At 39.5% G+C, this 12,325-nt stretch carries 16 protein-coding genes; 3 read left to right on the top strand and 13 right to left on the bottom strand.

Annotation, left to right across the window (positions count from 1 at the left end):
• Positions 1 to 10 precede the first annotated feature (10 nt).
• From AC5YCE_RS07885 to AC5YCE_RS07905, 5 genes are all read right to left on the bottom strand, one after another.
• The gene (locus AC5YCE_RS07885) at positions 11 to 985 is read right to left on the bottom strand and encodes a sulfonate ABC transporter substrate-binding protein (RefSeq protein WP_496171629.1); all 975 of its coding nucleotides are present in this window, start codon (positions 983 to 985) and stop codon (positions 11 to 13) included.
• Between the two features lie 386 nt (positions 986 to 1,371).
• Entirely contained in the window at positions 1,372 to 2,724 is a 1,353-nt protein-coding gene (gene argA, locus AC5YCE_RS07890) for an amino-acid N-acetyltransferase (RefSeq protein ID WP_496125376.1), read from the bottom strand.
• A gap of 155 nt (positions 2,725 to 2,879) precedes the next feature.
• Complete coding sequence (locus AC5YCE_RS07895) at positions 2,880 to 3,257, bottom strand: RcnB family protein (RefSeq protein ID WP_496125375.1); 378 nt, start codon at positions 3,255 to 3,257, stop codon at positions 2,880 to 2,882.
• Between the two features lie 230 nt (positions 3,258 to 3,487).
• On the bottom strand, positions 3,488 to 3,883 hold the full coding sequence (locus AC5YCE_RS07900; RefSeq protein WP_496125374.1) for an RcnB family protein: 396 nt from the start codon (positions 3,881 to 3,883) through the stop codon (positions 3,488 to 3,490).
• A gap of 357 nt (positions 3,884 to 4,240) precedes the next feature.
• Entirely contained in the window at positions 4,241 to 4,396 is a 156-nt protein-coding gene (locus tag AC5YCE_RS07905) for a hypothetical protein (protein ID WP_496171630.1), read from the bottom strand.
• Positions 4,397 to 4,632: 236 nt separating this feature from the next.
• Between AC5YCE_RS07905 and dapB the strand changes: the two genes are divergently transcribed.
• Positions 4,633 to 5,454, top strand: a complete 822-nt coding sequence (gene dapB, locus AC5YCE_RS07910) for a 4-hydroxy-tetrahydrodipicolinate reductase (protein WP_496171631.1) — start codon at positions 4,633 to 4,635, stop codon at positions 5,452 to 5,454.
• A 115-nt stretch (positions 5,455 to 5,569) separates the two neighbouring features.
• Positions 5,570 to 6,250: an START domain-containing protein gene (locus AC5YCE_RS07915; protein WP_496171632.1), complete on the top strand. Its 681-nt coding sequence runs from the start codon at positions 5,570 to 5,572 to the stop codon at positions 6,248 to 6,250.
• Between the two features lie 80 nt (positions 6,251 to 6,330).
• Here the strand turns inward: AC5YCE_RS07915 and AC5YCE_RS07920 are convergent, their stop codons facing one another.
• On the bottom strand, positions 6,331 to 6,636 hold the full coding sequence (locus tag AC5YCE_RS07920; protein ID WP_496171633.1) for a hypothetical protein: 306 nt from the start codon (positions 6,634 to 6,636) through the stop codon (positions 6,331 to 6,333).
• Positions 6,633 to 6,776 (bottom strand): hypothetical protein, encoded by a 144-nt coding sequence (locus AC5YCE_RS07925; RefSeq protein ID WP_496171634.1) that lies wholly within the window; start codon positions 6,774 to 6,776, stop codon positions 6,633 to 6,635. The genes AC5YCE_RS07920 and AC5YCE_RS07925 overlap by 4 nt, the downstream gene beginning before the upstream one ends.
• Positions 6,777 to 6,883: 107 nt before the next feature.
• Here AC5YCE_RS07925 and AC5YCE_RS07930 point away from each other — a divergent pair, with 107 nt between their 5' ends.
• Positions 6,884 to 8,332, top strand: a complete 1,449-nt coding sequence (locus AC5YCE_RS07930) for an aminotransferase-like domain-containing protein (protein ID WP_496171635.1) — start codon at positions 6,884 to 6,886, stop codon at positions 8,330 to 8,332.
• A gap of 37 nt (positions 8,333 to 8,369) precedes the next feature.
• Here the strand turns inward: AC5YCE_RS07930 and AC5YCE_RS07935 are convergent, their stop codons facing one another.
• The 6 genes from AC5YCE_RS07935 to AC5YCE_RS07960 form a co-directional block, all read right to left on the bottom strand.
• Positions 8,370 to 8,933 (bottom strand): DNA-3-methyladenine glycosylase I, encoded by a 564-nt coding sequence (locus AC5YCE_RS07935; RefSeq protein ID WP_496171636.1) that lies wholly within the window; start codon positions 8,931 to 8,933, stop codon positions 8,370 to 8,372.
• 62 nt (positions 8,934 to 8,995) lie between these two features.
• On the bottom strand, positions 8,996 to 9,241 hold the full coding sequence (locus AC5YCE_RS07940; RefSeq protein WP_496125366.1) for a hypothetical protein: 246 nt from the start codon (positions 9,239 to 9,241) through the stop codon (positions 8,996 to 8,998).
• 33 nt (positions 9,242 to 9,274) lie between these two features.
• A complete protein-coding gene (locus tag AC5YCE_RS07945; RefSeq protein ID WP_496171637.1) occupies positions 9,275 to 9,805 on the bottom strand; it encodes a M23 family metallopeptidase in 531 nt (176 codons plus the stop codon).
• 55 nt (positions 9,806 to 9,860) lie between these two features.
• Positions 9,861 to 10,898, bottom strand: coding sequence for an A/G-specific adenine glycosylase (gene mutY, locus AC5YCE_RS07950; RefSeq protein ID WP_496171638.1), 1,038 nt, complete (start codon positions 10,896 to 10,898; stop codon positions 9,861 to 9,863).
• Between the two features lie 122 nt (positions 10,899 to 11,020).
• Positions 11,021 to 11,386, bottom strand: coding sequence for an HIT family protein (locus AC5YCE_RS07955; RefSeq protein ID WP_496125363.1), 366 nt, complete (start codon positions 11,384 to 11,386; stop codon positions 11,021 to 11,023).
• 80 nt (positions 11,387 to 11,466) lie between these two features.
• Entirely contained in the window at positions 11,467 to 12,204 is a 738-nt protein-coding gene (locus AC5YCE_RS07960; protein WP_496171639.1) for a dienelactone hydrolase family protein, read from the bottom strand.
• Positions 12,205 to 12,325 lie beyond the last annotated feature (121 nt).

A 12,325-nucleotide genomic window follows, 5' to 3' on the forward strand; every position in this document is an offset into this window, starting at 1 on the left:
AATATTCTCATTATTTTTCACTGACTGTACTGAGGATTGCAGCCTGAATATTGATGTGATTTGGAATCAATCTTTGTTGATAAAAGGCATCGGCAACATATTGTTGTTCTTTCGCGACACGTGTAGAAATGGGTGTGACACCAAAACCCATGCGTGAAATCGAAGATTTCAATACATCAAAAGATAAGCCTGTTGGTTTTTCTAAGAGTTTGCTGGCTTCGTCTTGATTGGCAGAAACCCATTGCGTGGTTGAGTTAAGTTCATTCACCACAGTGTTGAGAACATTCGGATTTTGTTCTGCAAATTTACGATCAGCGAGATAGAACTGATGGTTACTGACAAGGTTGTCACCTGTGGCGATCACACGCGCACCAATCTGATGTTCAGCTGCGGCAAAGAACGGATCCCAAATCACCCAAGCATCGACCGCACCGCGTTCGAACGCAGCTCGTGCATCCGAAGGGGGAAGGTACACCACTTCAATATCTTCAAGTTTAAGTTGGTTGGCTTCTAAAACTTTGAGTAGAAGGTAATGAACATTTGAACCTTTATTCAGGGCAACGCGTTTTCCTTTTAAGTCTTGTACAGTTTTAATTCCTGAATCTTTTTGTACGATCAGCGCTTCAGCTTTTGGTGCTGCGGGCTGATTGGCGATATACACTAAATTGGAATTGGCTGCTTGAGCAAAAATAGGCGGTGCTTCGCCCGCTTCACCAAAAGACACACTGCCCACATTGAGACCTTCAAGAAGTTGAGGCCCTGCAGGAAACTCAACCCAACGGATATTGACGCCTTGTGCTTTAAGCGCTGTTTCAAGTGTGCCTCGTTCTTTTACAATCGGCAAAATACCGTATTTTTGATAACCAATATTCAGCGTTAAGTTTTCCGCTTCTTTTTTACCGCAGCCTGAAAGCATCATGACACCCGCAACCACCGAAGAAAGAATCAGTGTTTTTTTGAAGCGTTTTGAATTGGCTGTAGTCATGAGCAGTAGCATCCCTAAATAAAAAGTTGTAAAAACTAAAAATTTGAATGGCTAGAAAAGTTTGAACAACTTTAATAACTAATTTAATAAGTAAGATGCATAAGCTAATGAATTTTCTATTGCGAAAAAAATAACAAATCAGGAATTCCTAATGAATAAAAAAGATAAAATCAAAAGTGCAAAACTTATTCAAAAATGTGCAAAATAGTTCAATGTTTTAATAAGATTTATTGTTTATAGGTTGCTGAAATAATTAATATTTTTATGAAATCCATTTCGTAGATGTCTTTAGATGAAATTGTACTAAGTCTATTAGCTCAAAAGGTGGACGCATTTTGGATAAGCTTATGCAAAATAGAGATATGACAGACATAAAAAAACCACTTTTAAAGTGGCTTTTTACAAACGATTGAATTTCTTTGAAAGTTATAAAGGGCTTGTCGAGCTTGGGGCAGATCATCTACCGAAGCATTTTCAAAACCCTGTTCCAAAAACCAATGTGCGGTTCGTGTGGTAAGAATAAAAAGTTGCTGAATGCCTAAATCTTTGGCTTTTTCTTCAAGGTAATGCAAGATTTGACTACCACGGTTTGATTTACGATAGCTTGGATGAACCGCAACACACGCAATCTCAGCCGATTTCAACTCATCTTCAGCGCTTGGAATAGGATAAAGTGCGGCACAGGCTAAAATCATGCCATCACGTTCAATCACTGCAAATTGCTCAATTTCATTTTCTAAGCGTTCACGCGAACGATAAACCAAAATTCCTTCTTCTTCCAAAGGTCTTAATAGACCAATTAAGCCACCGACATCTTTGATATTAGCAGTACGGACTTCTTCATAATGCGCATCGGTGATCATGGTGCCATGACCATCACGGGTAAAAAGTTCCTCAAGCAATGCGCCATCATGTGCATAAGAGAGCAGATGGACACGCTGTACACCTTTGAGTGATGCTTCTTTGGCTTTATCTAAATGCAATGCAATTTCAAAATTTGAGTCTACATATTTGGCAATGTGTTGATCCAACTGTTGTGGTGTCACTTCTCGCATCAACTTGCCAAACTCATCCATGACCCCTTGTTGGCTCCCTAGAAATATCAATTTATCCGCTTGTAAATGGATTGCGGTTTTAGTCGCGACTTCTTCAGCCAATAAATTATAAACTTCACCTGTGGTGGAGTAACCTGTTGGCCCAAGTAAAACAATATTATGATTATCCAGTTGTTTTAAAATCGCTTCACTGTCAATGGAACGAACTTCACCTGAGAGTTGATAGTCCACGCCATCACGAATGCCATAGGGTTTTGCTGTAACAAAATTACCTGAAACTACATCAATTCTTGCGCCGTACATCGGTGAATTGGCGAGCCCCATTGAAAGTAGGGCTTCAATTTCCAAACGAATTGAACCGACTGCATTCATTACTGCACTCAAAGATTCGCGGGGGGTGATACGACGATTTTTATGAAATGGGCTTTTTAGATTCTTTTCTTTTAAATTTTCACTGATTTGTGGACGTGCACCGTGCACCAAGATCAAACGAATCCCTAGAGAATGTAATAGGGCAATATCGTGAATAATATGCTGAAAATTATCAGACAGTAAGGCTTCTCCTCCAAACATCAGCACAAAGGTCTTATTGCGATGAGCATTGATATACGGTGCAGAGTTTCGAAACCAATGCACATATTGTTGCGCTGTGCCTTGTACTGTTTCTGATGAGTCTGGATGCATAGTCATACCAATAGGAATAAGGTTATTTTTAGATTCTAAACAAAAAAAACCAATTCCACACCTTAGATCGAATTTGGAGCATAAAAAAGCCCAAATCAGATTTGGGCTGGAGGAGGAAAGTGATGTTTAAGCGATTGAAAAATAAAGATTCGATATTATCCAATGATTTTTAAAATACGGTCATTACGTTCATTTACAAGTACGTAGTCACCGTTGATTTTTAACCACTGTTGGTTATGTCCAGCTTTTGGTAAACGACGTAATTCATTTTTGTTGACTTCATATCGAGATGAAGCGAATTGACGAGGAAGTTCTTGACCTGTACGCCATTGACGACTTGGATTTAACGATGAACTATGTGCTTTTTTATCAAAACGATGATCATTAGCACGAGAATCACGATGGTCTTTATTCCATTGTGGATTTGCTTTCGGGTGATGACGGTCATCGCGATGATCATTTGGTGCAGCCATTGCTGTGGTCGCCATCAATGCACTCATAGAAATTGCGATTGCAGTTAATACTTTTTTCATTTCAGTTACCTCAACATTGTTCTATCTGTATTTGATGGTTCTAAGTTAAAACATCATGTGAGATAAACCGTGGAGAAATTTAGTTAAATTGTGAAATGTATGAAGACATCGTGGAGGTTGCTATATCAGGCTTTGACTGTCGGGTATTGATAAATCATCAGTTTAAAGGCAAATAAAAAAAGCCCAACCAATGTTGAGCTTTGAATTTTTATTTGTGCTTATATTGAAGATTAATCTTCTTGGATTTTCAAAATACTGTTGTTGTCTGAGTCCACCAAGATGAAATCATTATTGATCTTGTACCATTGCTGGTTACGAGAGGGTTTTGGCAGATTATTATCTTTATAATCTGTCTTATAACTGTTTCCACGATAATGCTGTGGCATGACATAACCCGTTTGCCATTTATGCTGTTTTAAGCGTTTAACACCACGTTCTTCACGGACTTTGCGATGATCTTGAAAATCTTGATCATCCTCCGCATCTCGATAACCTCGCTTTTCAAATCCTTTGCTACGATCCGGTCCATTGTCACGAAACTCTTGAGAATGAGGAGATGCAGGTACAACTGTTGAAACCAACAGCGTACTGAAAGATATTGCCAAAGCTGTCAAAATCTTTTTCATATTGCGACCTCATTTACCCTGAATGGCTTATTATTCGACTACTGTACTGAAAAATTGCAGAGAAACTGTGAAGATTAAATGTATATTCGATTAAAAAAGCAAAGATAATAAGAACATAATTTCATAAAATAGAAAAAAAGCCATTGAAATAGCGCTGTTATAAGCACCTTATAAGCTGTTTAGTCTTTGATCGTGATTACAATTGAATATGTAAGATTTTATAAAAATTTTAATAAGATTGTTGTGGCATCTAATTTTTTAAATCACTTTTTTGAAAAACTTTAAGCAGAAAATTGAATAGATAAGATTAAACGAATAGGAAGATAAATATTTAAAAGGACTGAGCTCGATCTGAACTCAGTACCATTTTTTGCTAAATGCCATTAATATTTCTATAGCTTCAACGATTTGCTGTGCATCATGTGCGTTGTCTAAAGATGAAATCAGCGTGTTTGATAATTGAAGATTTTCAATGCGATGAATCGTTGCAGTTTTGCGTACTTGGTCAGTCATATTTAGTCCTTTTCGATTCTGGGCTTATATGCAGTGATCTTAGAATGGATCTTTTAATTTGAAAAACCGAATAAAATTATAATTTTAATCAGATATAACGATTGTTTGATTGTTGAGCATCATTAAAAGCGTCAATACCTGTGATTATTTTTAGAGTATTTTAAGTCGGAAACTTAGCGTCTTTGTTGAGTTTTGCTATAGTAAGAGCAATTTTGAATCAACATTAGGAATATGTTATGTCAGCAGCTCCACGCATTGGTGTACTTGGTGCAGGCGGTCGTATGGGACGCATCCTTATTCAAGCTGTTAAAGAAGCTGGCTTCCAGTTGGCAGCCGCAGTTGAACGTCCTGAAAGTAGCTTGATTGGCGCTGATGCAGGTGAACTTGTGGGTATTGGTGCTGTTGGTGTCAAAGTTGTTGGAAGCTTAGAACAAGTTTTAAAAGATTGTGATGTGGTGATTGATTTCACTGCGCCTGCTGCGACGCAACAGCATTTAAAGCTGTGCCGTGAAGCTGGTGTTGCGATCGTGATTGGTACAACGGGGATGAATGATGAGCAAAAAGCATTCCTTGAAGAATCTGCAACTCAAGCCCCTGTGGTGTATGCAGCAAATTATTCAGTTGGCGTGAACGTATCGATTAAACTGTTAGAACTTGCATCTAAAGTCTTTGGCGATACAGTTGATATCGAAGTGATTGAAGCACATCACCGTCATAAAGTTGATGCACCATCAGGTACGGCATTGATGATGGGTGAGGCGATTGCTGGAGCTTTAGGTCGTGACCTAAAAGAAGATGCTGTCTATCACCGTGAAGGACATACAGGGCCACGGGAACGTAAGAGCATTGGTTTCCAAACCATTCGCGGTGGCGATATTGTGGGTGAACATACGGCGATGTTTATCGGTGAAGGTGAGCGTGTCGAAATTACCCATAAAGCAACCAATCGCATGAACTTTGCGTCGGGTGCTGTCCGTGCTGCGGCTTGGGTTGTCGGTAAAGAACCGAAAAAATATGATATGCATGATGTATTAGGCTTTAACGAAATTAAAGTTTAATTCTGAGCCACAAGCTTTTGAGCGATAAGCTGTTTGAACTGTAAGCAGAATAAACAGTGAAAGCACGATGCACATTAAGTGCAATTTAAAATAATTAAAATTGAAGCATTGAGAAATGAAAAATATAAAAATCAAAACAGGACGCTGTCCTAAACTTTTTATGATGATGTGTGTTGTCAGTGCAAGTTGCCTGACAACACCTGTTTTTTCGGCTGAAACAGCGAAACTCAGCATCAATAAAAACAACATTAAAGTATGGACGATTCAAAGTCCCAATAATCCAATCATTTCATATAAAGCCGAAACGACGTTAAATACCACTTTAGAACGTGCAGTAGGTCTTGTTTTGGATGTAGAAAATGCCAAAGCATGGATTCCAAATGTGGCATCGACCCAAGTACTTTCTCAAGACTTAAATAAAGGCGAATTCAAGCTGTATATGGTTTTGGATTTTCCATTTCCCTTGAAAGATCGGGATTTGGTTATCCAAGGGAAAATGCAAAAAGATGCCAATGGGACGATTCAAATTAAGAACAAAGCCATTCAGCAAGGCAAAGCAATCAATCCCAATTATATTCGATTAAAAAAATATGAAGGGGATTGGACTTTTAATCAGTTGGGTGATGGAAAAGTCAGTGTTGTTACGACGGGTTATGCTGATCCTGAAGGTGTGATTCCACAAAGTGTGACCAATATGTTTGTACAACAACAGCCCTATCAAATGCTACAAAAAATGAAAGCAGAATTGGCCAAGCCCAATCTTAAACTTCCAAATTTGCCGAATATTTTAAAGTAAGTGATTTTTTGAAATACTCGATTCTAAAAGCGTTAGACACAAGCCTGCTCTAAAGCAGGCTTGTGTTTTTTACTTTATTTTCAGTTTTGATCTAAAGCATATGCGGTCAATTTCTTAATTTGTTGCTGAGGCGGTAAATCAATACTCATTAAGGCGGATAATCGCTGTTGCGATGGATCAAAGAGTTCCACACTGAATCGTTGTTCCGTGGGTTGGTTGCAGATAAATTTCAACTCATTTTGTTTAGGCATATTCAATCTAAAGTTTTGATCACTGCGAATGTTATAAATATAGTGGCGTTGTGGTGAAGCTTGATCCAAGCTCGGAGAAACTTCGCTGAGTTCGTATTGTCCCAATTGTTGAGTTTTTAAAAAACCATCAATCAATGATTTACAAATATAGTTTGTTGCTGCGCTAGAACATTCGGTTGCTGTGTTTCACAGCCCGTCATGAGGGTTGCAAGTCCAATCAAGCTGAGTTGAAACATCTTATTTTTATTGGGTTGAAAGTTCATTGTTGTATTCATCATGGTCTCCATTGCATTCAGCGTTGATTGTGCTAAGCACTGAGAAGAGCATAAATCTGCTATGCTGATAGTTACAGATACAACAATGAATAAAAAATAGGTACAGAATGGCTTTTCAATATCAAATCCTTGCTGAGCAACTGGCTCAAAAAATCCAGCAAGGCGAATTGGCTTTGGGTCAGCGTTTAAATTCATTACGCCATTTTGCAAAACTCAATGACATTAGTCTGAATACCGCAAAGAGTTGCTATGAATTATTAGAAGCACAAGGATTGATTTATGTGAAGCCTAAAGCAGGCTATTTTGTCCAAGAACAATTGTCTAAAACGGTCAAAGCGCCTGTTCCTCATCATCCTGATTTTGTGTCGATTCCGCGTGAGGTGACCAATTTACAATTACAAATGGAGATTCAAGAAGCTTCGATTAACAGTCAATTGATTCATCTTGGCGCGATTCAGTTATCACCCAATTTAGTCCCAGTGGATGCAATGCGTCGCTCCCTACAACGGGCGCTCAAACACAGTAAACCTGAAGACTTTTTATATAGTGATCGTCAAGGACATCGTATATTACGAGAGGCTTTATCTGCACATTGGGCAGAGGATGGCTTTCATATTGCCCAAGAAGATATTTATATTACCAATGGTTGTATGCCTGCATTGTCAGTGGTCTTACAAAGTATCAGTCATGTGGGTGACAGCATTATTGTTCCCACGCCAAATTTCAACGGGCAATTACAATTGTTGGCGGTGTTAAAACGAAAAATTATTGAAATTCCAGCCAGTACCGAAGGTTTTGATATCGATCGTCTAGAACAAGCTATGCAAAATCCAGCAGCCAAAGCATGTCTATTGACCTCCAATTATCAAAATCCTTTGGGGTTTTGTCTCACTAATGCTGAAAAAGAAAAAATTGTGCAACTGGCAGCTAAATATCAGTGCTACATCATTGAAGATGATATCTATGCCGAATGTAGCTTTGATCTCAATCGACCTTTGCCGATGAAGAATTGGGATAAAGAAGGCTATGTGATTTATTGTAGTTCGATCTCTAAATCACTATCGAGTTCCTATCGAGTCGGCTGGTTCTGTGTACCTGAACGCTTAAAACATTTGCGTTATAAATTTATTCATAAAAATGTGGTGGTGAATACGCCGTTGCAATTGGGCTTAGCTGATTTGATTTATAGCCGTGCTTATCGTCAGCATTTAAAGAAACTCAGACCAATTTTAAAACAGCAAGTGGAGCAGTATCGTCAATTTATTATTCAAGCCTTTCATGGTGTAGAACTGAGTATCAATCAGCCTGAAGGCAGTTATTGCTTATGGCTACAGTTCCCTGAGCACATTGACAGTTTGGCGATGTATTACTTTGCTCAAGAGCAGGGGATCAATATCGTACCGGGCAAAGTTTTTGGTGAAGATCAGCGTTATAACAATTGTATTCGCTTGAATGCAGGACATGAGTTGTCATCACCGATTCAAGATGCAATCCATCTCTTAGCCGATTGGACACGTAGAGAATTAGCGAGGGGCATGCAGGATTCTGTGGCTTGAAGCAGACAAATCAAAGCTGTACCTGTAATGATCTGAATTACGGTTGAGATTTGGAAAAACAGTCATTTTCATGATCATCGACCATGCCAACTGCCTGCATAAAGGCATAGATGGTGGTTGGGCCGACAAATTTAAAACCGTTTTTCTTTAAGGTTTTAGACAGTTTCAAACTTAATTCAGTTTGCGCAGGGGCGGTTTTATAATTTTCAACGTGATTGTAGATCGGCTTTTGCTCGACAAAGTCCCACAGCCATTTCACCATATCGGTTCCTTGGTCTTTCATCTGTTCCCATGCGATGGCATTGTCACGAATGGCTGTGAGTTTACCAATATGACGAATGAGTCCTTTGTCCAAACACTTTTCCTGGAGTTGTTCATCCGTAAACTGAGCAATCTGAGCAATTGGATGTTGAAAAAACTGCTGGCGATAGCTTTCTCGTTTTTTCAGTACCGTAATCCAAGACAATCCCGCCTGTTGACCTTCCAAGCAGAGCATTTCAAATAAATGTGGTTCATCGAATTGCGGTTTTCCCCATTCGTGATCATGGTAAGCGATATAGAGAGGATTATTGGAGCACCAACCGCAACGTTGTTGATTCATATTGAGGTGCTCCTAAAGGTGTTTATTTTTATTATTTGATATTGAGGTACTGAATTAAAAAATTAGATCTTAAATTCAACCCAGAGATCGTTTTTGTTATCCCAAAAATAAAGCTCAGCTTGGGTCAAATCTTCAAATTTCAGCCATGCATCATGACCCGATTTTTCTGCAAATCCTGTACTGATCATCAGAGCTTCATCGCTGATTTCCATGATCCAGCCTTGATGGGTTACGCCATTCAGTACAATCCTTTGCTGATTGCCTGATTCTGCAAATTCAACGAGACGATTGATCAAAGCTTCTGACATGAAAATTTCCTAAAACTAAAATAAATGAATACATTAACGTAAATATGGATAGGGATTGACTGCACCGCGTCCGCGACCAGACAAATACAATCCATAGTGTAGATGTGGAGCAGTATGACGTGCATTTCCAGTATTGCCAACATAGCCAATGTGTTGACCTTTGCGTACCACATCACCTTCTTTTAGACCGCGCTTGTGGTCATCGAGATGTGCATAATAATGCCAAGAGTTGCTTGGACCCAAAATCCAAATGACTTTACCACCCAGATTATTGTTCCTCATACTTCCGACCACGCCATCGGTTGTACTATAAACCTTTGTGCCTTTGGGTGCCAAAATATCAATCCCTTCATGGGTACGCCCACTGCTCCGTGATGCGCCCCAAGTATCTTTTAAATGTTGAGTTTTTACATTTTCAACTGGAATAGGAAGCTTCGAGGGCAATGGCGTGCTTTTTAAGCGTTGGGTAATGTTGGGATCTAAGGGCTGAGGCTTTTTGGGTGCAGTGCTACATGCCGAGATCAAAAGTACAAAAAAACTGATGAAACAAAAGCGAAATAACATAGTCAGCACTTAATCCTTAAATGAGATGAGAGAGAAAAGTTCTCACTTGAATATGTCACAGTTCAACGGCTGAGATCAATTTTTTCATCGCAGTCGGAATCCCCATTTCTATTGCTTTTTGTGGTGTGAGCCATTCACCACGCATTTCAGCCTGTAAAAACTCAAGCTGATCCTCTGCAACTTGGAAAATATGTGTATCTAACATCCACGTAAAATGGGTAAAGCTATGTGAAATTTGTACCACTTCATGCTTGGAGATCAATTGGTACTGCTGAGTAAGTTGGTTAAAAGTATGTTCATCTTCAATAATCGGGAGTGACCACAAACCACCCCACAAACCAGAGTGTGGGCGTTGCATCCATAACCATTCATTCGTAGATGAACATAGTAAAAGCACCTGAGCATTTTTGATTGGGACAGCTTTCTTCGGTTTTTTAAAAGGTAACTTTGTTTCTAAACCTTGTTGATGGGCTTTGCAATGTTGTTGCATCGGGCAATACAAACACAAAGGCTTTTTGGGCGTACAAATGGTTGCGCCTAAATCCATAATGGCTTGGGTATAGTCATGATTTCGTTCAACTGGGCAGAGTTGTTCAGCCAATTGCCACATGGCACGCTCATGGACAGGTTTAGTTAAGTCATCTTCAATCGCAAAAAAACGAGCTAAAACGCGTTTCACATTGCCATCCATAATCACGCCGTATTGACGTAAACCGAGGGACATCAATGCACCACCTGTAGATGGACCAATGCCGGGTAATTCAATCCATTCAGCCAGCGTGGTTGGGAAATATCCTTGCTGATGCACGATAGCGGCTGCTTTATGCAAATTACGTGCACGAGCGTAATAACCTAAGCCAGCCCAATAAGGTGCAACCTCATCCCAAGTCGCTGTACCCAAATCATGGACGGTGGGAAAGCGCTCAATAAACGGCTCAAAATAATTCAGTACCGTTTTCACTTGGGTCTGTTGCAACATAATTTCAGAGACCCAAACTTTGTAGGGATCATCTGCAACTTGCCAAGGCAGATCATGGCGTCCATGGAGATCGAACCAAGACAGGAGAGCATCTGAAAATGAAAATTGCGACATAGAGAACGTAATAAAAACGTATAGAGGGACAGCTGACTAGTATACCCAAATGTAATGTCCGACATGGAAAAAGGTGCCGAAGCACCTTTTATTTTTTTGAGTTATTTCAGATTGGATTTCGCTTATTCAGCGATAACGCCCCAACGATTATCTAATTTTAAAGGCTGGTTCTTATAACGTGGAATAATATGAATATGTAGATGATCCGATTCTTCCTCACCAAACACATGACCGTCATTAAATGCAATATGAAAGCCTTCAGGCTGATGACGCATTTTCAATTCATTACGTGCAAGTTCAAGTAACGATTGTAAGCTTTTACGCTCTTTATCGGTGATCTCAAAAAAAGAGCTAACATGGCGTAAAGGAATAATCACGGAATGACCTTTGGTCAAAGGCGTATGTTCGGGCAGAATCACGCCAAAATCATTTTTATCAATCACATCATACTCATCATGATTGCAATAGCTACATTCGTGTTGTGTCATCGCCATATCCTCTTTTATTTTACATATTACTTTTAAATTGAGTCTCTAAACCTTACAGATATACTTAATAGTTCAACCCATTAGCTGAGTTGACGTGCAAGTAAGGCATACATTTCTGCTAAACTTTTTTGTTCTGCCTCAGCGTTATACCCTAAATCAACACCGTTTGCTTTGGCACGTTCGTCCGCAAGTGGGTTACTGAAACCATGTTTGGCATCTTCATAAATGATCACTTCATGGTTTACTTGAGCTGCAAACATTTCTTCTTTGAATTTAGCAACATCATCTAAGGTGACCATGCTGTCCTCTTCACCATGAAAAACCATAATCTCAGCGTTCACCTGACCTTCTTGGGCAGGTGCTTTTGGTGTCAAAGTTGCATGGAACGTTGCAACTGCTTTGAGATCTGCACCTGAACGAGCCAAATCTAAAACGACTTTACCACCGTAGCAAAAACCAATGGCTGCCAGTTTATCTGCATTGACTTCAGTTTGTTGTGCCAATGTCGCTAAAGCAGCAGACGCACGAGTCACGATGGTATCGGGATCTTCAAAGGTCTGCATCATCCATTCATAGGCTTGCTTTGCATCTGTGGTGACTTTTTTGTCCCCGTACATATCGATAGCAAGTGCAGCATAGCCATGTTCAGCCAATTCACGAGCGCGTTGTTCGGTGTATTCATTTCTTCCCCACCACTCTGGTGCAACGATAACCCCTGCAATTGCTTGTGAATGTTCAGGTGCAGCATAGTAGCCAATCAGTGTTGAACCATCGGTTGCCGTATATTGAATTTCACGTGTTTGAATTGCATTTGTCATCTTGGAAGTCCTTTTGATCAATGGTAACGATCCAAGATTAAAGCACAAAATAATTGAATGGTAATGAAAATTAGGAGATAAACTCAGTTGAAATGTGAGAAATTATGAATAGAAAATAATG

It is taken from the genome of Acinetobacter sp. CY79 (assembly GCF_059515845.1).